The 20,765-nt window shown below is 66.4% G+C and carries 13 protein-coding genes; 10 read left to right on the top strand and 3 right to left on the bottom strand.

Going from position 1 to position 20,765, the window contains the following annotated elements:
- Positions 1 to 26: 26 nt before the first annotated feature.
- The 6 genes from E8A74_RS42990 to E8A74_RS42965 all read left to right on the top strand — a co-directional run bounded on the left by E8A74_RS42990 (position 27) and on the right by E8A74_RS42965 (position 11,212).
- The gene (locus E8A74_RS42990) at positions 27 to 2,900 is read left to right on the top strand and encodes an AAA domain-containing protein (RefSeq protein WP_136934953.1); all 2,874 of its coding nucleotides are present in this window, start codon (positions 27 to 29) and stop codon (positions 2,898 to 2,900) included.
- A 65-nt stretch (positions 2,901 to 2,965) separates the two neighbouring features.
- Positions 2,966 to 4,099 (top strand): hypothetical protein, encoded by a 1,134-nt coding sequence (locus E8A74_RS42985; RefSeq protein ID WP_136934952.1) that lies wholly within the window; start codon positions 2,966 to 2,968, stop codon positions 4,097 to 4,099.
- On the top strand, positions 4,096 to 5,598 hold the full coding sequence (locus tag E8A74_RS42980; protein WP_136934951.1) for a phospholipase D-like domain-containing protein: 1,503 nt from the start codon (positions 4,096 to 4,098) through the stop codon (positions 5,596 to 5,598). The genes E8A74_RS42985 and E8A74_RS42980 overlap by 4 nt, the downstream gene beginning before the upstream one ends.
- A 3-nt stretch (positions 5,599 to 5,601) precedes the next feature.
- Positions 5,602 to 7,068 (top strand): sigma 54-interacting transcriptional regulator, encoded by a 1,467-nt coding sequence (locus E8A74_RS42975; protein WP_136934950.1) that lies wholly within the window; start codon positions 5,602 to 5,604, stop codon positions 7,066 to 7,068.
- Between the two features lie 86 nt (positions 7,069 to 7,154).
- Positions 7,155 to 9,629, top strand: a complete 2,475-nt coding sequence (locus tag E8A74_RS42970; protein WP_136934949.1) for a phospholipase D-like domain-containing protein — start codon at positions 7,155 to 7,157, stop codon at positions 9,627 to 9,629.
- Positions 9,626 to 11,212, top strand: coding sequence for a hypothetical protein (locus E8A74_RS42965; protein ID WP_136934948.1), 1,587 nt, complete (start codon positions 9,626 to 9,628; stop codon positions 11,210 to 11,212). The genes E8A74_RS42970 and E8A74_RS42965 overlap by 4 nt, the downstream gene beginning before the upstream one ends.
- Before the next feature lie 362 nt (positions 11,213 to 11,574).
- On the opposite strand, the gene E8A74_RS54340 is transcribed toward E8A74_RS42965, so the two are convergent.
- Entirely contained in the window at positions 11,575 to 12,180 is a 606-nt protein-coding gene (locus E8A74_RS54340; protein ID WP_211365587.1) for a LexA family protein, read from the bottom strand.
- A 140-nt stretch (positions 12,181 to 12,320) separates the two neighbouring features.
- On the bottom strand, positions 12,321 to 13,097 hold the full coding sequence (locus tag E8A74_RS42955) for a hypothetical protein (protein ID WP_136934947.1): 777 nt from the start codon (positions 13,095 to 13,097) through the stop codon (positions 12,321 to 12,323).
- 266 nt (positions 13,098 to 13,363) lie between these two features.
- Between E8A74_RS42955 and E8A74_RS42950 the strand changes: the two genes are divergently transcribed.
- Positions 13,364 to 14,185 carry a hypothetical protein gene (locus tag E8A74_RS42950; RefSeq protein WP_136934946.1) on the top strand — a complete coding sequence of 274 codons (822 nt, stop codon included), beginning with the start codon at positions 13,364 to 13,366 and terminating at the stop codon, positions 14,183 to 14,185.
- 11 nt (positions 14,186 to 14,196) lie between these two features.
- On the opposite strand, the gene E8A74_RS53380 is transcribed toward E8A74_RS42950, so the two are convergent.
- A complete protein-coding gene (locus tag E8A74_RS53380) occupies positions 14,197 to 14,346 on the bottom strand; it encodes a hypothetical protein (RefSeq protein ID WP_170229810.1) in 150 nt (49 codons plus the stop codon).
- Between the two features lie 1,077 nt (positions 14,347 to 15,423).
- Here E8A74_RS53380 and E8A74_RS42945 point away from each other — a divergent pair.
- From E8A74_RS42945 to E8A74_RS42935, 3 genes are all read left to right on the top strand, one after another.
- On the top strand, positions 15,424 to 16,485 hold the full coding sequence (locus tag E8A74_RS42945) for a hypothetical protein (protein ID WP_136934945.1): 1,062 nt from the start codon (positions 15,424 to 15,426) through the stop codon (positions 16,483 to 16,485).
- A gap of 44 nt (positions 16,486 to 16,529) precedes the next feature.
- Positions 16,530 to 17,753: an RNA polymerase sigma factor gene (locus E8A74_RS42940; protein ID WP_136934944.1), complete on the top strand. Its 1,224-nt coding sequence runs from the start codon at positions 16,530 to 16,532 to the stop codon at positions 17,751 to 17,753.
- Positions 17,754 to 17,887: 134 nt separating this feature from the next.
- Positions 17,888 to 20,765 (top strand): phosphorylase family protein (locus tag E8A74_RS42935; protein ID WP_211365586.1); only part of this gene is annotated, 2,878 nt, incomplete at its 3' end.

Raw genomic sequence — 20,765 nt, 5'->3', positions numbered from 1 at the left:
CTACCGCCGCCCCGAGGGCAAACAACGTGGCAGAGCTCTACTTCCAGAACGTCGTCGAGCACCGGCCGGACGTGGTGCAACGGGCGACCTACGACAGCCTCCAGGCGTTTTACAAGTACCTCGAGCACGCGAAGAAGTACCTCGAACGCGTGCGGTACGAGCTGCCCTGGATGCCTCTCGGCGCCGTCGTGAGGCTCGAACCGCCGCGAGGGACGCGGGATCTACGAGCCTTTCAGGGGGCGCTGGAGCAGGTCCTGCGGGGCAGGCCTCTTCGTGTGCGCGAGGTCCAAGGGGCAGCGCTCGAGATCCTCGCGACCCGCCCCAAGGTCGGCGTCGTGTCGCTGGACGCGGCCCCGCGCGCCGGCACGGAGGTCGAGCTGCGCGCTGGTGATACGGGCCCGTGGCTGCGCGCGGTCCCTGTGCCCATCACCTCGCCCGAGGACGTTCGCGGCGCGCTGGTCGAAGAGGGCACGGTGTGGATCGAGCTCGTGGAGCCCGAGGATGATCGGCGCCGGGCCGTGGTGGAGGCATTCTTCGATGAGGACACGAAAGAGGTCTACGAGGTCACGCTGGGAGTCCGGCAGCGCGACGATTACGCGAGGAACCACCGCATCCCGGTGCTAGGCCGAGACCGCGAGCGCCTCGCGCTGCAGCTCGGGCGGTTGCCGCAAACCAATGCGGTTTGCATTCGGCCGAATACCTACACGGTCGAATGCATGATGAAGGCGGTCCAGGCGCTCGAGGATCGTCCGGTCGCCGGACACCGTCCGCTGCTCCGGCTCTTCGAGAACCGTGACCGCACCAGGGGGAGCGCGTGGCCTGGTCTCGAGCCTCTCGACGCGCCCATTGCCTGGCAGGTTCTGCGCGACGAAGCCCGTCCGGGCACCCGCGAGCAGCGCGATTTCGTGGAGCGCGCGCTGCGGACGCCGGACTTCATGCTACTCGAGGGGCCGCCCGGGTCGGGCAAGACGACGGCGATCGTCGAGCTCGTGCTGCAGCTTGCGGCGCGGGGCAAGCGCGTGCTGCTCTGCGCATCGACGCACGTCGCGGTGGACAACGTCATCGAGCGGCTGAAGAACGCCAAGCGTCCCGGCGGCCCGGTGCTCGTCGTGCGCATCGGGGATGAGGACCGCGTCGCCGAAGACGTGAAGCCCTATTGCCTCCACCGGATGGCGCGCACCGAGCTCGGCAAGGTCCGCGATGCGCTCGCGCAGACGAAGGTGAGGAGCCGAGCGCAGGAGCACATGCTCGAGGCGCTTCGCGCCGACGACGGGCCAGAGGCGCTCGAGCGCATCCTGCTCGATTGCGCCGAGGTCGTCTGTGGGACGACCATCGGGATCCTCAAGCACCCCGATATCCAGCACCTCGCCCGATCACGCGACGAGGCCTGGGAGCCGCTCTTCGACGCGCTCATCCTCGACGAGGCGAGCAAGACCCCGTTTGCGGAGTTCTTGGTGCCGGCGTTGCTCGCGAGGCGGTGGATCATCGTCGGCGACCGCCGCCAGCTCTCGCCGTACGTGGACGAGGGGTGGATCGAGACGAGTGTCGAGGGCGCATTGCCGGATGGGCAGGCCTCGCGCGGCGAGATCGGAAATGCGCTCGTGGATTCGTTCGAGCTCGTGAAGTCGAGGGATGGCGCGCTGGTCGTGGCCTCCGAGAATGCCGAACTCCGGCGGATCTATGCCGCGCAGCTCGCCGGGCTCTTCCCGGACGAGCCGATCGTCCGTCTCGACGTCGACAAGGAGGCGCCGGGCCCGCTCGCCCTCGGGGCTGCGCGGGCGGTCATTGGATCCACCGAAGCCGTCGCGTCCGTCGAGGAGTCGCTCCCTCTGGCGACGCGGGTCGTTCGGGTTTCCGAGGGAGAACTCCCGGCCGTGAAGCGCCGGCATGCAGCGCGCAAGCTGCGGCAGAACGAGGACGAGGAGAGCTGGGCGCACGAGGTATCCTGGCGGCTGGTGCGCGATTATGAGCTGAGGCTCCTGCCCGAGCTGCTCTCGGCCGAGGGGGCTGCGGCCACCGCGGGGAGTTATGCCCAGGAGATCGAGGTGCTCATGCCGCGCGCGGGATTCGAGGGGCCGCTCGGGCGCGTTCGGGACGCGGTCGAGCGCGTGCGACGGGTCGCCTTGCCTTCCATCCTCGAATCCCTGCAGGTCGGCTTCGATCCGGCGCGCGCAGGCCGAACCGGGCGCTTCTGGGAGAACGCGCTCGCGCTCGGGCTGCCGGAGTACGCCAAGGAGCCGCGCCTCGTCCCGCTCCGGTACCAGCATCGCATGCACCCTGATATCGCTGCCTTCCCTCATGCGCGGATCTACGGCGGAAAACTCCTCGACACGCCGCACGACATGGCGGCGGATCGAGCGTTCTTCTACCCGGGATACCGCTCGCGGAGCGTATGGCTCGACGTGCGGGGAAAGGAGGAAGATCACCCGATGCGCAACGAGGCCGAGGCTCGGGTGATCATGGTGGAGCTCGACGCGCTCGCGGCGTGGGCGACGACGCAGGAGCGCAAGGACCCCTGGTCCGTGGCCATCTTGACCTTTTACCGTGGCCAGGAGCGACTCTTGCGTGACCGTTTGCGCAAGGCGACCCGGCAGTGGGGCCAGAGCCGATATTTCACCTTCCGGGACCGTGAAAGACGGATCCTCACGGTGGAGCTGTGCACGGTGGATCGATATCAGGGACACGAGGCGGACATCGTCATGCTCTCGTTCGTGCGCACGGAGCGACCCGGCTTTCTGAACAGCCCGAACCGGCTCAACGTGGCGCTGACGCGAGCGCGTTACCAGCTCGTGCTCGTGGGGGACAGGCTCTTCCTCGCCAGGCAGACCGGGAGGGCGCCGCTCTGCGCGCTTCTCGCGGAGGATCACAAGCGTCTCGGGCACGTGGACCTGCGTTATTGAGGGATATAATGAACATCGTCTTGCGTCGAAGGATCCCTGTTCGCCGGGCCCATGTGGTGGGCCGCGTGGCCTATCCAGCAAAGCGGGTGGCCGAGTATGCGGTGGTCGTGTGGGCGGCCGAGCGGCTCCGCCGCGGCCTCGATGCGTCCGCATCGTTGCTCTGCGATCCGAGCGCAGAAGGCCCGTTGCTCGGGTTTCCGCAGATCGTGGGCGTGCGGCTCGTTCGCGTCTGCGAGGAGCTCGGCCTCCTGCACCGCAAGGACGAGCGGATCGTGGGCCTCACGCCGGAAGGAGAGCGCGTCGCCGAGGGAGGTGAGCCGCGCGTGTTCATTCCGCAGCTTGGCGCGTGGGCGTTCTTCTGGGCGGAGGATCCGCTCCTCTTGCAGCCGCTCTTGCGCGTCGAGCCATGGAAAGAGCCCACGGCGCACGCGGAAGCGGAGGAGCGCAGGCGCAGGTGGAAGTCTCGGGAGCAGGAGACGCAGCGCCCCATCAAGCAGACGCCCCGCGCCCTCCTGGAGCTTTGCGACGCGCAGGGGATGCGTGCACCGCTCGAGCTGCCTGCGACGCAGGACGGGCGCCCGATCCGGCTCGTTTCGCTCGACAAGAATGCCGAGATCGTGGAGGCGGAGGGCGAACTCGCCGTGGAGATCGCCTTCCTCCCCGGGGCCACCGAGGGCTCGTTGCGGCTCCGCGGGAGCGTCGCCGGCAAGAACGTCGATCAACGGATGCCTGCGCTCGCCGGCTGGGATCATGCGCGGGTCTTTTGGGAGCTTTTGCGCCACAACCAGATCGCGGATCTATGGAATGCCCAGACGGGCAAGCTCCGAATTCCATTCAGGAGCCTGCAGCGTGAGGAGGCGCGCAAGACCTTCCGGCTGCGCTTGCCCTTCAAAGGGCCGGAGATTTCGGGCCTCGGCCGGTTCGAGGACATGTCTGTCGAGGGGATCCCGATCGAGCCCGCCTCGCAGGAGGACGCGCAGCGCTGGTTCGAGTGGCTCCTCGTGGATCGCGCCGCGGAGACGCAGTGGCCGGAGCTCTACACGCGGAATACCACTGAGCTCGGCGCGCTGTTCCCAGGTTTCACGCTCCGTGCCCCAGCGCAGGGAGATCTGGCCCATTCCATTCGAGGCACGGAGCGTCCGCGACCAGCCTTTTGGCACCTTCAGGCAACGATTGATCTCGACGGAGGAATTCAATGACTAGCGCTGTCCCTGGCGAGACCTGGATCGAAGATCGCACCGGCGATGTCCTCGAAGGAGCATGGACTCCGACAAACGCGCAAGAGGTCGCGCGGACGCCCATGGAAGGGCGCATCCTCCAGGCGGAGGAGAGGGGCGAGCTCGGCCGCCTCCTCTCGGCCCTGATCGGCGCCGCGCAGGGGGTCGTGCTGCTCTCGAGCTTCCTGTTCGCCGATCCCGGGACCGAGCGGGCGCTGCTCGAGGCCGCGCGGCGCGGGGTGCGGGTGTACATGCTCGTCGCCTCCGAGGCGAGGCTTGAGAAGGAGAGCCGCGACGACGGCTCGTTCGATCAGAAGGCGCTCGAAGACCATAAGCGGCTGCTCAACGCGCTCGCGGGCTGGGTCTACGTGCGCTCGGCCGAGCACTTTCACGCGAAGTTCGTTCTCGTCGATCCAAACACGGATCCTCGGGGTGTGCTGCTCACGGCGAACCTGGCCGAGAAGCCGCTCACGCGTAACCACGAGCTCGCCGTGAACCTGCGTCCGGCGGAGGTACGAGCGATCGCGGCGCTCTTCACGTGGTCCTTTTGGGAGTCGGCGCAGCGGGAGCTGCTCGCTGCGGGGAGCTTGCCGCCGGTCCGGGCCGCAGGGCGTTTTTCGGTCCCGACGCTCGCTTCTGGAATCGTGGCCACGGCGGGGGAGCGGCGGGATCTGCGCTCCGCCGCGCTGCAATTGATCCGCAGCGCCCATCGCACGCTCGTCATCGCCATTTACGGGATCGGCGACCTCGAGGTGATCGAGGCGCTGGAGGAACGCGCGCGCAGCGGCGTTTCGGTCGTGCTCCTGGTGAGGCATCCGCGGGTCGGCATGCACGGGACGCTGCAGCGCCTTGCGCGGGCAAGAGTCACGGTGCTCGGGGTCAGCCCGTGGCTGCACGCCAAGGCGATCCTCGCGGACGGGATGCGCGGGCTCTTGATGACCGCGAACCTGGAGGCGCACGGGCTCGACGATGGATTCGAGGTGGGCGTCGAGCTTTCGGGCGACGACGCGGCGGCCCTCGCCCGGGTGCTTGGCGCGTGGCATTCCGGGGCGCAGTGGCAGCTCCGGGCGAGCGCGCGTGTCGGCGAGCTGCGCGGGGTCGTTCAGGTATTGAATGGCAAGGGCTACAAGGAGGTCACGGTGGAGCCCGCGACACGGGTAGACGACGGCCACATGAAAGTCGATTGCTGCACGAAGATCGAGGGTGCTGCTCCTCCCAAGCCCAGACGTCCGCCGGAGGGCAGGCTCTACCATAAGATCGAGCATCTATGGGCTATCGAGCCGCCCTCGCTCGCGCGCGGCGCGAAGCCCTGGGCGCCGCCGAAACGAAAGGACGTGGACGCGCCGGCGCCGCCGTTCCCCATCTTCGAGGAGTCGCCCGGCGGGCGGCGTGTGTTCGCGATCGACACGCTCGCCCAGCTCGAGGCGGCGAGGACGGCGATGCAACCGTTCGGCGTGAACGCCGTCGTGCTACGAGGATAGGCAATGGGTGCGCGTGAGGCGACGGAGACTTTGCTCATGTGGGCATCGGTCGGCGGCGGACCGGCCGTGCTGTGTGACGTGCTGCGCCTCTTGCGCGCGAAGAGGGCCCGGATCGGGCGCGTGCTCTACCTGATGCAGGCAGAGGGCATGCCATTGCCGGCGAAGGCGGACTTGGGCGACGTCGAGCTCGAACAGGTCTTCGTACCGCTCTCCGATCCGACGCACCACACGGTCATCCACGAGGCCGTGCGGGCTCGCGTGCTGCCGCGTCTGCGCTCGCTGGACGGGGTGCTGCACATCAACGTCTCTGCGGGAACGCCGGCGATGCACGCGGTCTGGCTCGTGCTGCACGCGGGCGGCGCATTTCCGGAGGGGACACGGCTCTGGTCGGCGCAACGGCCGAAGCACGGTGATTCGCGAATCGATCCCGTCGAGTTTCCGATCCGCACCTATCTGGCTGAGATTCGTCGCGGGGCCGCAGCCAATCCATCCGAAGCGCAATACGATCCCGATTGCCGCTCGGCGGCGCGGCGCTATGCGCTCGAGACGCTGGCCCGCTACGCCCGCCTGCCCCGGGCGCCGCTCCTTTTGCTGGGCGAACGAGGAACAGGAAAAACGCGGCTCGTCGAGACGTTCGTCGGACATCTGAAGGGACGCTCGAACGTGGTGACCGTGCCGTGCGGCACCCTGGATCCAAATCTGGCGATGAGCCAGCTATTCGGTCATGTGAAGGGTTCGTTCACGGGGGCCGACAAAGAGCATGCGGGGTTTCTGGCCCAGGCCCAGGGAGGCGTGCTCTTCCTGGACGAGGTGCAGGACCTCGAGGCCCGGGTGCAGCGCCAGCTCGTGCGTGTGCTGCAGGACCCGAAGCGGCGGTTCCGCCCGGTGGGTGGCACCGAGGAGAAGGAGGCCAGCGCCGAGATCGTGTGCGCATCGCACCTCTCCCTGGAGGCGCTACGCGCACGGCTCGACACGGACCTGTTCGATCGGGTGAGCCTGCTCCTCGTCGAGATCCCCCCATTGCGTGAGTGCCGGGAGGACCTGCGCGAGGACTGGCAGCGGGTATGGCGCGAGGCGCGTTCGTCCGGGGAGCTACCGCAGGATGCACCCTGGAACGGAGCCATGGCGCAGGCGCTCGGGAAGTCGCCTTTATCGGGCAACTTGCGGGATTTGCAGAGACTGGCGCTGATTTTGATGGCGCGCGCCACGGGAGGCACAGGGGGCCGCTGGCTCGAGGAAGGGCTTGCCGAGTGGCAGGCACTCCAGGCGCGTTTCGAGGCCGTGGAGCGGAAGGATGTGCAAGGGGAGGGTGACCTGGGGACGGGGACGTGGAACGAGCGGGTGGAGGCATTCAAACAGCGGCTCGCACGCGCGGCACACAATGAGCACGGGTCCTACGTGGCTGCCGCCGAGGCGCTCGCAGTGAGTGAGCGAGCGCTCCGGGAGCATGCGAAGGGGAAGAAGGAATAGTCCGGCCTGTTGTTACCCGCGGAGGGCCCGGGTACTCTTCTCGTGGGGTAGCCTCTGTAGGCACGCACCCCCCAGGCAGCGCACGGATGTCCACCATCACCCCCGACGACGTGATCGCCTCCCGCCCCTGGGAACAGGCCCTCTTCACGACCTACGCCCTCAGCCTGACCTTCTTCGAGTCCATCCTCCTCCGCCGCCTCCGCGAGAAGGGCTGCCGCGACATCTGGGTCGTCACCGACGCCGAGGGCTACCGCGCCTCCCTCATGGAGCGGCGCTCGAGCCGCGTGGGCCAGGAGTACCGGCTGATCCCCGTCGCCTTGCCCCGCGGCGTCTTCCACCCGAAGTGCACCTACCTCGCGGGCCCCGAGGGCGATCTCCTCCTCGTCGGCAGCGGCAACCTCACGTTCGGCGGACACGGCAGGAACCTCGAGGTGCTCGAGGTACTCGAGCCCGCGTCTGCGCCTGCGGCGTTCGATGACTTTGCCCGCTTCCTGGAGGCGCTTCGTACGCGCGACGGATTCATGGTGCCCGATTTGTCGTGGGCCTCGACCTTCGCGGCGCAGGCGCGCAGCGCGGCCCGCTCTTTCGCTGATCGGCCCATCGAGGGCCAGCCCCGGCTCATCCACACGGTAGGCAGGCCCGCCATCGACCAGATCGCCGAGACGTGTGCCACAAACGGTGGCGGCCGGCAGACCTTCGTCCTCTCCCCGTTCCACGACCCCGACGGTGCTGCTGTCCGCAAGCTAGCCGAGAAGACCGGCAGCTCGACGATCGCCGTGGGGCTTTCGGCTGCCGAGCACAGTTCGTCGCCCTTCCCTTTCGCGAAGGCGAAGAGCTGGAACAAGCCCCTGCGTGCGGTTCGGCCCGACCTCTCCGACGAGGACGAGCGCGGCCTGCACGCCAAGTGGATCGAGGTGGAGCTCCCCGAGGCGAAGCTGACCGTGACCGGCAGCATCAACGCGACGACGCAGTCGCTCTGCACGATCAACAACGTGGAGGTCGGCGTGCTCCGTCTCGAGCCGAAGGTCACGACGCATGTGCGCTGGAAGAACGTGGCGATCCCGAAGGACTTCGCCGAGCGTCCTGTCCGCACGCCTGGCCTTGGGCAGAGCTGCCTCGTCCACGCCGCGATCCTCGGCGACGGCATGCTCGTGGGCCGGCTGCTCGCCATGTTCGATCCCTCGGGGACCTGGCATGGCAGGCTCGTGCTCGCAGGCGGCGATCAGGTCGAGCTCGCGATCGCGGTGGACTCGACAGGAGACTTCCGGATACCGCTCCCGCATGCCGAGCGGTTCGCCTTCGCGAGCGCGCTGCAGATCGAGCTCTCTCTCGGTGAGCGCACGGCACGCGGATGGGTGCAGCTCGACGAGATCCTCCGCATGCCCCGGCTCCATCGCCTCAGCGTGACCTCGCTCTTGCGGCTCATCAACCGCGAGGAGACCGAGGAGGACGACGTCGCGCTGCTCGAGTACTTCGCGATGAGCTCGTCGAAGCACCTCGCGACCTTCAACCGTCGTATCAAGGTCACCGACCGAAGCACGCAGGGGAGTGCGAATGACGAGGCGCCCGACGTCGTCGTGGACCTCGACGAGATCGCCCCGGATCCGGATCTCCCCAGCTCGAACAATGGTTTCCTCCCAGCTAGTTCGTCCGGGAACGAGGAGGCGGCGTTCGAGCGTGTGCTGGCGCAGCTCCGGAGGCGCCTGATCAGCCAACCGACGCAGCGTGGCTCGCTTGGGGAACAGGCCCCCGGCGCGCTTGCGGACGACGACGGAGACCCCGAGGGCGATGGCGACGATGCCCCGCGCCGTCGTGCAGAGAGCGCCCTCGAGTACTTCGACGAGCAGATGCAGGGCCTCGTCAGCGGGGCAGACAGCGAGGCAGCTCGCCGCGCGGCCCTGGTGATCTGGTTCGAGGTGAGCATGCACATGCTCCTGCGCCGGCTGAAGGATCGGGCGCGCGCGGCCGCGTTCCTGCGCCACTGGTTCCATCTGGCATGCGCATATGCACGCCTGGCTGAGGGGATTGGCGCCCTGGAGCAGCACGTGTTCACGGCCGCGGCGCTGGTGTCGCTCCTTGCGGCCGTGGACGTCGATCTCCGCGCCCTGCATGCGAACCTGTACGAGGCGCTGGAGCGCTTCGCGGGCGGGGATGTCGATCAGGCGCGTGCCGTGTCGGCCTTGCTCACGGACCAGCACGTCGGCTTCACGAGCTTGCTGCTCGGCGGGCAGGTGGCGGACCTGAAGCCGCGTCTTCTGGCCATCCTGGAGACGAGAACGCGTCGTCGGGACCTGCAGGACGTGATGGATGCCTACCGCGCCGGGCGTATGCCCGATGCAAGCTCCCCGCTGTTCTCCAAGGACCAACCCTACGGTCCACAGCTTCGCGCCGCCCTTTCGAGGTTGGGGATGAAGCCCACCATTCGCGAGCAGCGGACCGAGGAGCCCGTGTGCGCGCACTGCTTCGTCGAGCTGAATACGCGCGTAGCCCAGGACCTCGAAGCTTACCGCGTGGCGCAGTGTACGTCTTGCAGGCGACTGACGGTGCGGTTGAAGCCATGAGCGCGCAGATCCCGAGCGGACCCTTCTTCGTCCCGCCCTACGTGCCCGAACACGGCGGCGTGGATTTTCTCGGTCTCCGGCAGGCGAACCTCGAGATGATGGCGACCTGCCTGCCCGGCATCAACAACGTGACCGTGCACGTCCGCCCGTTCTCGTTGCTGAGCTGGATCCACTGGAAGTTTCACGAGCTCGCTGCGGCTGCGGGGCAAAAGCAGATCTTCGGCGAGCGATTCAGCGAGTTCCGCGAGCGCGTCGAGGTGCTGTTCACCTGGGGCCACGTGCGGAACGGCATCGGCGGCATCCCGGGTACGACGGCGAAGCCCCCAATGACGGACGACGGAGCCGCAGTACCGCTGACCTTCGCGGCCTGGAAACGAAGCTACGAGAACACGAGCTTGATGGCAGCCGTGCAGTATGGCCCGGCGTCGAAGACCGTCGGCGGGCTCGGTTTCCTCGATCCTGTCGGAGGTGGATTTCACCGTGCATGCGGCGAGGGCGTGCGTCTGGCCGAGGCGATCGATGAGACCCTTGCGAGCTGCGCCAGCACGCACCTCCTCGGGCTCGAGCCGGGGAAGGGGACCGAGGAAGACGCCACGAACCTGTTTCCCGGGTGGAGCGTGCTCACGCCGACGATGGCAGAGCAGGCGTCGTTCCGGAAGGCGTTCTTCGACGAGGGGGCCGTAGGCGAAGAGAGCGAGATGGGGTGGCGTAGCGCCACCCTTGCGCTCGCCTTTGCCGTATTGACGTGGGCGGAGCGGCCCCTCTCCCTGGACGAGATCCGGCGAGCCATGGTCTATGCACGCCTCCCTGACCACGCGCCTCTCGTCGTGCCCGAGCGCCTCCACACGGCCCGGCTGCGGTGGACCGCCCTTCAGGTTCGACAAACCCAGCGACTGGCGCACGAATGCTTGCTCGTATGGCTCGAGCGTCGCATCGCTCGCGGAGATCGGGACAGCGAAATGATGGTACGCGTGGCCATGCTGGCGATCGAGGAGATCCTCGGAGAGGACGCCGCGAACTTCACGGTGGGCGATCTTGCCGAGCGGCTGGTCCCCGAGATGGACAGCTTCGAGGCGCTCTGCGAGCGGGCGATCGTCGAGGAAGATGCCTGCGTGTTCGCCGCCGTCTCACGCATCGACGACGCGCTACGTTCCGAGTCAGAGGACGACACGCTCGTCGCGCACGCTCTCCGGGCGCTGCTCCTTTGCGCGAGGGCCGCGGAGCTGCTCGCCGTTGAGCCCGTGGCCGAGCGGGCGATGGGGACGGGCCACGTCGAGCGCGTCTCGCTGAAGCACTGGAGGGGCACCGTTGCAAGGTGCAGGTCGAGGCCGGCGCGGGAGTTCTTGACGCTGCTGTTCGAGAGCATGGTGCTGAGCCAGCACTTTGCCGTGGCGGCAAACCGCTATGATGGTGGCACGCAGCGGCTGCGCGTCAGCATCGAGGAAGAGGGGCTGACGGTGTTGGCCCCCAAGCCATGGCGGGTGCAGTTGACCTCGGATCGGCTCGCGTCAGCCATGGCACTTGCCGCGGATTGCGGACTGATCAAGGTCGGCGAGGAGGACGGGACGTTCGAGGCAGCTTGAGCGAGTGGGCAGCAGAGCCTGCGCTCGCGGCTCGGGCGAGAGCACCGGACCTTGGTTAAAAATAACCGAGGTGGGTTGGGGCTGGTCACGGGCCCAGGTGCGTTGCAACCTCGCGGAATGGTTCCACTTTGCGGGTGAGTTCCGCCCATCACGGCGGTCTGGCACGCACCCTACTTCTGTGCGTCGCCGCTATGACTCCCTCGGGAGCAGGCACCTGGACGTTCCGTTGGGCCCCGAGCCCCAGACGTCTTCCAAGTCGACAAGTGGCTGGAAAGCCGCGGTTTTCTCTCCAGGGACCCCGGGATCGACGCGGGCCGCGTTGGACTTGTTGGATTCCGCTGGCCACCAGGCACTGACGCCCTTCATCCACGCCCATCGTCGGGCTCGAGCAACTCCCTGAACCTCGCCGCATCCTCCGCGGGATCCCCTTCCTCGTCGTGTTTGCTGCACAGGCGCACGTACTCCTCTTCGGCAGCGTGGAGCACCCGCTCCCGCACCAACCGTGCGCCTCGTGGTGCGGTGCCAGCCGCGCGTAGCATCTTCTCGATCGCGCCCGCTGCCGCGGCGATCAGTGGCAGGCTGTCCGCGTCGTCGATGCCGAGATCGAGCGCCCGCGCGAGTATGACCTTCACCACCTCGCGCCCCGTCTGCTCCACGACCGCTGCGCGATCTTGAGGGTCCTCCGCCGAGTTCGCGGCTCGTCGTTCACGCGCCCCCGATTTGGCGCCCTCGAGCGGAGGCAGTTCCGCCGTCGGGACGAGCACCCGGATCGAACGGGCCATGCCAGGCTCGCGCGTGATCAGCCCTCGCTGCTCGAGCGTGACGACCATCCGGTGGACGGACGGGGCGCTCACCTGGAAGTGCTTCTGCATCTCCGCCTCGGAGGGGGCGTGCCCATGGACGGACGTGTAGGCGTGGAGGAAGGCCAGGTAGCGGCCCTGCGTCTCGGTGAAGCGCGGCTTGTTCATGCTGATCGAAGCCTTCCGTACACCAACTCGATGGGGTTGATCGGTCCCAGGACGGGCCACGTACCGACCAGGGACCAGCGTGCCCGCCTCGCGCTGGAACCCGGAGCTATGAGAACGGGACGAACCCGTTCTCCGCGGCATCATGCCGCGCGCCGTACCCACCGAGAGGGCCGGTCCCTCTTGATGGAGTTCGGCGCCTGCGCCTTCCTGGGCCGTCCCCGCGTCTTCGCCCGGATGCCGCTCTCCGGCGCCGGCTCCTCGCTCGCCTTCGCGCGCTTGAGCTGCCTGCGATGGACAGCGTCCGGCATCCCGGCGTGCTCGGCCAGGAGCTCGCCGAGCACCTTGACCCTGCGGCAGACGGCGACCCTTTCCATGCCGAGCGCGGTTCCGATCTCGTCGAGGTCGTGCCCTGCGGCGCGCAGCTCGATGAGCTGGCGGTCCCGCGGAGCCAGCGTCTCCAGCCATTCGTTCAGGCTGATGGCGCTGATGATCCGACCCATCGGATTCAGGCTGCGGGGCCGTGCCCTGCCGACATCCGCGTTCGACTCCTGGTTGTCGATCTGCGGGTTGTCCTCGAACTCCGCGACATACTCGCCGAGGCCCAGGACCTCGACGCGGCGGCGGTTGTAGTTACGCTGGTCGAAGACGTCCTTGAGCCTCTGGGTCCGATCGCCGGAGGCGAGATGGCGGCTCAGGTCGATGGCGCGTAGACGGCAGGCGTGAACGAGCAGGGCGTCGTCGAGGATGTCGCCCACCTCGGCGTGCCGCTTGTAGAGCGCCCAGGTGAAGCCGAGGGCTTCCTGCATGCGCTCCTCACGGATGTTCTCGTGAAGGAAGCGCGCGACGGGGTTGAAGATGCCACGCCGGATCTTCTTCTCGAACTCCTGGCGAATATTCTTCGGAATCGTGGTCGTCACGGGGTCCTCCATGGGAGCGCGCACACGGAGGCCCTCACCTCACATGACGCGCAGGAAAGCGCGCCGCAGGCGCGGTAGAAGAATGGATCGATGGGGGCTTTCCCCTGTATTGTTATCCCTTCGTTACGTCGGCCCTTGCTTCTCCGGAAGGACGGCCGCTCTCCTGTCTTCTTCCCGGTTCATGTTCGCGGACGAACCCTGGCGCTCCGCAATCCTCCCTCGACGCCGGCCGCGCGCGAGGGCATGACGTGAGGCAAGGAGGCCCCATGTCCCTTTGCCGCTTCGTCGCCGCATGCACGTTCGCCCTGCTTCTTCCGGCCTTCTCCGTCTTGCCCTCGTGTAGCGACCCATCCTGCGCGGACGGGGGCGAGGGGTGCCCGTGCGAGAAGGCCACCGACTGCGGCGATTTCCCCTTCTGCACGGGCTGGATGTGCGACGGCACCTGCCACCGCTTCAACGAGCGCGTCGGGTTCCGCTGCCGCATCGAGCCGTGCGCCAACGACGAGAAGTGCCCCGGCGTGTGCGACGGCGCGGGCACGTGCATCGGGTGCCTGCAGGACGCGGACTGCAAGCCGGGGCATACCTGCGAGGCCGGGAACCTGTGCGCGCGCTGCGATGACGGCGTGAAGAACGGGGACGAGACCGAGGTCGATTGCGGCGGGTCATGTCCGCTCTGCCCGGGGACGTGCAACGTCGACGCGGATTGTCCTGGTGGGTATTGCTGGGAAGGCCTTTGCGTCCGATGCGACGATGGGATCCAGAATGGGGACGAATCGGGCGTCGACTGCGGCTCCTTGCTTGGCCACTGTCCCGTCTGCACCGGTTACAAGTGCGAGGCCGACGAGCAGTGCGCGACGGGGATCTGCGCAGCGGTCGGGGTCTGCTGCAAGGTCGTATGCAACGGCTGCCAGCAGTGTGAGGTCGATGGGGAATGCGTCCCGATCGCCGGTCCCATCCCATGGGCCGACTGCCTCCCCGGACAGCTATGCGGCCTCGGTGGGACCTGTGTGTGGAAGGACGGTTATCCCTGCACGAAGAACGAGGATTGCTTCAACCTCGTCTGCTCGAACGGAATCTGCGGATTCTAACGCCGTAATCGCTATGGCGGCGGAGCAAGCTCCGGGACGCAGCAGTAGGTGACGGGAGCGCCCGTGTACGCCGCGCCGATGACCTCACCCCCGCTGGGCTCGCAGGTACCAGGCTCTGAGAAGATCACCTCGGCCATCTTGCTCGCGAGCGCCGTGCCCATCGGGAGGTCGACGCACTTCGGGCCCTCGGTCGAGGGCAGAACGAGAGCTCCCTGCTCGTTCGCGCAAGACTCATTCGCATAAACCCGGACCCGTACCGAGCATGCTCCCCCTTGCGGATCGCCGCACGCGCATGCTGAGCAAGCTCGCTGCTCCTCAACCTGCGCCCAACCATCATGTCGGTCCGTCCAGCCCGCTGGACACGATGCCAAGGCCCCCAACCCGTAGGCGACGCGGCAAAGCCTGTAGCCTGGTGGTGGCGGGAGGACGCAGATCCTGGCGATGTCGCAGGTCCCCACGTCGCCGGCCGCGTACTCGATGGCCCTCGTCCGAATCGGCGGTGGGACAGGCTGCCCCTCGGGCGGTATCGCGGGCTCTGCGACGCACGGCGCGACCGTGGGCGGTTCGACCACCAACGATCGAACGCACGGAACTCCGTCGCACAGCACGCCTGCTGGGATGGGGCTCGATGAAGTACAACTCCCGTCCCAGCCAGCAGGAGGATCGAAAGGGGTGAGGGTGAACAGCGAATTGTCTTGACAAGCGGTCGACTTTGCATCCCACGCGCTCGGCAGGACGCAGCCCACGGAGGGCGTCACGCAGGAGCATGTCGGGCACGAAGGTTCAGCGAACACGACGTCCACCCAGCTCTCGTAGGGCTCGGCAGGAAGTGGCGGCGGCGGAGGATCCGTCTCCTCGCCGAACCAGACGTACGACGGATGCCGGTTGAAGCCGCCGCTGCCTGGCGTGATGCAGTCTCCAGGGCACGTCGATCCTGGACCGCCATCATCGTCGCCCGCATCAGCCTCGGCGCCGCCGGCATCCACGTCGGCATCATCGCCTGCATTCGGCGGACACGCGTACTTCTTCCCAGGCGGCCCGCAGCAGGGGACCACGCGGTCCTCCTCGTCGGTGCACTTCGTGGTGAAGTCGATGTAGACGGGGTCGGAACAACTCGCGAGCCCCACCCCGAGCAGCGTTCCCAGAAGGACAACGACCGTAACGCCCCGCATGCCGCGCGATGCTATCCCTCGGTCCGGGCGGGGTCAATCCGCAGGTTCCTGAAGGACAAACACACCATGAGCCTCATCCTGCAGCGCTGCCAGGTGGTGGCCAGCAGCCTTGTCGTGGCCGTCGTGCTCGGGTTTGTCTCTGGGGCCAGAGGCGAACCACTGCGTGTGCCACCGTGGCGCCTCGAGTACGTGCAGTCCGCAGGAACCGAAAGCTGTTCCGATAAGAAGGAGCAGCAGCTCTCCGTCGCAGCGCGCCTCGGCTACGATCCGTTCGACGACGCCGCACCGCGCACGATCTCGGTGACCGTGGTGAGCACGCCACAGAAGTTCGAGGCTTTCATCGAGGCGCGCGACGAGGAGGGCCAGATCGTCAACACCTCGAAGGCATGGGCCCCTGCGCTGCGCTGCGATCAGCTCGTCGAGAACGTGGCCGTCTTCCTCGTCGACATCGTCGATCCCGTGACCGTCCCGCAGCCACCTGCGCCGGCGGAGTCCGCCCCCGTGGCGCCCGCACAGGCCAATCCGCCTCCGTCGACCCCGCCCGTTCCTCCTGTGCCCCCACCACGATCGATAGAGGCCCCCGTACGTGACACGCCCGCGCCGCCGCGCCCGAGCCCGCCTCGGTCACCGTGGGTACCCAAGCTCATGCTCACGCTCGGCGGAGGCGTGGCTCTCGAGGCCGCGCCAGGGGTCGCGCCGAGCTTCACGCTCGGCGGGGGGCTTCGGTGGCGCTTGTTTTCGGCTTCGTTGGAGGGGCGGTACGACGTTCCTGGGCGCGACGGCACGCGGGCGGCCTCGCAGCTTGGCCTCGCGCTTCTTCCCTGCGTTCACCCGGGTGTCTGGGGACGGCGCCTGTTCCTGGAGGCATGCCTGTCCGGACACGTCACGCACTTCTGGCTGCAGGCCGACAGGACAAACGAGTCTCGAGCGCAGCAGAACGTGTTCGGCGTGGGCGTGCGCGGCGGTTTGGAGCTGCGTTTCGGCTCCCTGGGAGGGCGGCTCGCGGTCGACGTGATCCACTACGACCCGCCCGTGGTGGTGCGGCTCGATGGGGAAGAGGCGTGGAGGATCTCGGCGGTTACCTTCGCGGTCCGCGCCGGCGTGGTCGGGATCTTCGACGTGTTCTGAAAGTTTGTTGGACGCCCGGCCAGGGTTGGCGCGTGTATCTTCGTGTGGGCCGAATTCACCGTGATGCCTCCCCACAGCTCCGCGCGTTCATGGTGCTCTACGACAAGCACCACCAGACGATCGTGCGCCGGCTCCAGAAGCTCGGTGTTCGCGCGGCGGACCTGGAGGACATCGTCCAGATGGTCCTCATCAAGGTGTACAAGGGCATTGAGAAGCTCCCGGTCGAGGAGGACGGTATCGAGCCCTGGCTCTTTTGCATCTGTGCGCGGGAGGCCGCGAGCCATTATCGGCTGCGTCGCCACCGGTACGAGGCGCCGGAGCCGAACGCTGGCGTCCAGGTTGCCGACGAGACGAGCCTGCATGAGCGCCTCGAAGACGTCGAGCTCGTCGCCGATGTACTCGAGCAGATGAAGCCGGAACAGGCGAAGATTCTGCTCCTCCACGAGCTCGACGAGAAGACGCTGCCGGAGACCGCCAAGGAGCTTGGGATTTCGCGGAACACGGCGCAGGCGCGCCTCGCTGATGCGAAGGAGGTCTTCCAGCGCAGGGTGGAGCGGAGCCTCACGCCGAACACGCCTGCGAGGCGGCGCAGGCTGGCGCTGCTGCCGTTCGGACTGGGGGCCTTCTCCGCCACCGAGAGCGATGCTGGGACACCGCCGTCTGGGAAGCGGCTCATCGCGCCGAGGGCGCCGTCTTCTTCGATGTCGCCGAGGGCGCTCCTTCGGGCTGCGAGGCCGGTGCTCGAGCGGCTCTTCAAGAACCCGGCCTTCTGGGGCGTGACCGGCACGCTCGGAGGGCTCGTCGGGGGATTCATCGGCGGGATGTCGGTGCCGAGAGGAATGGCGAAGCCCGTCCGAGAGGTCCGGCCCATGGTGACAACCGTCGTCATCGAGGTGGAGCGGGCGGGCCAGGAAGCTGTTCGGGACGCGCCGTCGCCGGTGACCCCGACCGTGTCCGCGTCGGCGTCCTCGCCCGCGTTGACCGTACCCGCAGCCACCTCGAACCCGTGGACCTTCCCCGGCGTGCCTCCCGAGCGGAGGGGCATCGAGCACGCGCGGCACGCCGTGCAGCGGGGAAACTTCACCGAGGCGATCGCCGTTTTGCAGCAGCACGAGCGCGAGTATCCGGACAGTCAGTACAGGACGGTGCGCGCGAGGTACATGGCCGAGGCGCGGCGGGGCCTGGTGGCCATCAAGGTGATGCAGGAGGACACCGGGAGTGGGGATGGTCGTCCCGCAGGCATGGGTGTCGGAACGGAGACGCGATGAGTCTGTAGGCGATCACGCCCTGACGCAGGACCGATCAGCGGTTTGCCGGACGACACGAGGCGAGTCGCGCTCCCGACCGGACGTCGAAAAGACCGCGCTGACGAACGCACGTCGGCTGGTAGACTCACGCTCCGATGGTGCTGCATCAGACTGACGTCGCGATCATCACAGTCATCGAGCCCGAGTACCACGCGATGCTCGCGCACGTGGAGGACATCGAGCGCGTTCCAGGAACCCAAGAAGCGCCGAACCAGTATGCCTGGCAGGCGGGATGGATCTCGCAGGCGAACGGAAAGGGGAGGTATCGGGTCGTCGTGGCGCTTCTGGCGCAGCCGCTCGGCACCACGGGAGCAATCGCACTGGGCCCCACCGTAGACCGATTCATGCCTCGGTATGTACTGCTCGTGGGTATCGCTGGCGGGCTAGCGCGTGGGAACGTCCGCAAGGGCGATGTCGTCGTTAGTCGAGTCATCCAGTACTATGAATATGGCAAGCAGGGCGTGAAGTTTACGCCGCGCCCCGATTTTACATTTCGCATGACAGGTAGCCTAATTCGAGGTGCTGAGAGCATAGTTGAGGACGATTGGGGAAGACAAATGCGGAGAGAGCCCCCCGCAGATGCAGGTAAGCCACAAGTGCATTTCGGGCTTGTTGCTTCCGGCGACAAGGTGGTTGACCACGTCGAGAACGACCTCCTGAAGGAGGTGCTCGAGAAAATACCCAGCGCGCTAGCGATCGAAATGGAGGGTGCGGGCGTGGCGCAGGCCGCCGAGGAGCTCCGTGAGCGCCAAACGCTGGGTTTCCTCATGATTCGCGGCATCTCGGACCTGCCGACGTCGCAGTCGAATGCAGAAACAGCGATCATCCAAAGCCACGAGCGCGATACTTGGAAGCCCTATGCGGCCGCAACCGCAGCAGCGTTCGCTGCACACCTCATCCGGACGGCGTGGCCAATGCTGCCGCGTGGCAGTGAACGAAAGCACCTGTCCACGTGGACCAGACGATGGAGACATCAAATCAGTGATGTAATCGGGCAGGGCGTCCATCTGCCGCGCGAGGCGCTCCTGCGCCGACTTGCCGATGCCGTGATGCAGCACCGGGTGGTCGTGGTGACTGGCGACTCTGGTGTCGGTAAATCCGCCCTGGTGAAAATGCTAGTGGAGAACGCGCACCTTCCTGGTCCGATCTTCTGTGCGGACGCCGGGGATGTTGCGAGCATCCTTACTTCAGGAGATATCCATTCAGCTCAAGCACTCGAGGAGGAATTTCGCGATCCATCGGAAAACTGGCTGCTGCTCGTGCTCGACAGTGCTGAGCGTTTGGTAAGCGAGTCAAACCTAAAATCGATCAGCCATGCTCTTCGAGCCATGGGGCTCAAGGAAGCCGACTCGCCCTGGAGGCTCGTTATCACCTGTCAGACCACCACATGGGATCGAGTAAGACGCGAATTGAATGCGTACGGAGCGCAGCTACCAAAAGAATTGCTCACGCCCGTCGATGCTCTTGCACAACCGGAACTCGATTCCTTGGCGCGAGACTGTGCGTTTTTATCGCCACTTCTGTTACGACGAGATCTAGTTCCTATCGTCAGCAAGATCAAGATTCTGGATGTCGTCGCACGCGTCGCGATGGAGATCGGGCCACCAGACGTTGCAGGTTGGGTGGGGGAATCCGATCTCGTCACCTGGTTCTGGGAGCAGTACGTGTGCGCGCTCGGCAGGGATGAAAGGCATGGCCACCTGCTCAAATGGATTGCAGCGAAGATGGGCGACGACTGGCTCTTTGCCGTCCCCACGAGCGATTTGGATCCTGTCCAGCTTGAGGCCGTTGAAAGTCTACTCAAAATCGGCCTGGTGCTAAAAGCTGACGAGGTGGTTCGATTTTCGCATGACATATATGCCGAATATGCACGGCAACGCTATCTTCTAGGCGAGGTTCGTGCTCGAAGGCTTGATGCGCTGCGAGATCGCGCGACCAACCCAATTTGGCATCGCGCGATTCGTCTGCTCGGACAGCATCTACTTGAGGCACGTCGCGAGGGCGACGATTGCCTGCGCGAGTGGCGGCGTTTGCTAAAGTCGATGTATGTCGCCGGTCAAGAGGTAGACAGCAGCAACGCAGTCCGAGTTGCGCCGCCAAGTGCCGAGCCTGGTACCGGGGTGGACCTGTTCCTTGAGGCTGTGGTGTACGCGGCGAAACCGGTGGATCTCCTGGAGCGGATCCGTGCCGACCTCAACGCTGATGGCGGGGTCCTGCTCCGTCGTTTCCTCTGTAGATTTGCGGAGACACCGAAAAGGTCGTTCAAGGAGATCCTGCCCGACTTCGATTGGCCGATTCCAGATTACCTACTTTGGACTGATACGGTCGGCTGGCTTATCAAACGGCAGGACGACATATTGAAGCTCGCGCCAAATGAATTTCTGCAAGTGGCCTACGTCTGGTTGAGCGCCGATTACATTTTTCGGAAGTTACCAGGATTTGCAACGCTGGAAATTCAACACGCCCGAGAGACCGCCGAAATGGTTACGACTCTGGCCGAGCAGTCTCGTAGGGTGGGCGACAAACAAAAACTGTACATCATCCTTTTGCAATGTGTTCCTGTCATTCATAAACGTATCGTTCCGCTACTCCTGGAGCTTTCTGGTCGGACGCCGAAGAGACACCAGGAGCGGCGTGTGGAACCTCACCCGGTGGATGTACCGCAGAATCTGCGGTACCTGCTGGAGCCGATTTCTGTCTTGCCCGAGTCTCGGTCGCCTGTACCTGACGCATGGCCTCATGGTCCGAGGGCTCCCGTGGACGACCAGTTTCGGCAAATTGCGCTGTCGGAAGCCGGCGCGCTGCTGTTGGTAGAGTTCGAACCTGAGTTGGCAAGCGAGATCTTCTGTATCACCTCGCCCACCCCCGTCCTGACGCCCCGTGTCCCTCGTGCCCAGGCTCCCCGCCGGAAGGAGCCTCAACATGTGTACGGAACAACAAGCGGCAGCCATTCGTGCGGAGGTCTCGCGTATC

Source organism: Polyangium fumosum (genome assembly GCF_005144585.1).
Taxonomy (GTDB): Bacteria; Myxococcota_A; Polyangia; order Polyangiales; family Polyangiaceae; genus Polyangium; species Polyangium fumosum.
This window is presented reverse-complemented; position numbering and strand designations above follow the sequence as displayed.

Excerpts from the sequence above, each read along its gene's own strand:
- E8A74_RS42980 (WP_136934951.1), top strand. The coding sequence starts at position 4,096 with ATGACTAGCGCTGTCCCTGGCGAGACCTGGATCGAAGATCGCACCGGC.
- E8A74_RS42975 (WP_136934950.1), top strand. The coding sequence starts at position 5,602 with ATGGGTGCGCGTGAGGCGACGGAGACTTTGCTCATGTGGGCATCGGTC.
- E8A74_RS42970 (WP_136934949.1), top strand. The coding sequence starts at position 7,155 with ATGTCCACCATCACCCCCGACGACGTGATCGCCTCCCGCCCCTGGGAA.
- E8A74_RS42965 (WP_136934948.1), top strand. The coding sequence starts at position 9,626 with ATGAGCGCGCAGATCCCGAGCGGACCCTTCTTCGTCCCGCCCTACGTG.
- E8A74_RS54340 (WP_211365587.1), bottom strand. The coding sequence starts at position 12,180 with ATGAACAAGCCGCGCTTCACCGAGACGCAGGGCCGCTACCTGGCCTTC.
- E8A74_RS42950 (WP_136934946.1), top strand. The coding sequence starts at position 13,364 with ATGTCCCTTTGCCGCTTCGTCGCCGCATGCACGTTCGCCCTGCTTCTT.
- E8A74_RS53380 (WP_170229810.1), bottom strand. The coding sequence starts at position 14,346 with ATGGGCACGGCGCTCGCGAGCAAGATGGCCGAGGTGATCTTCTCAGAG.
- E8A74_RS42945 (WP_136934945.1), top strand. The coding sequence starts at position 15,424 with ATGAGCCTCATCCTGCAGCGCTGCCAGGTGGTGGCCAGCAGCCTTGTC.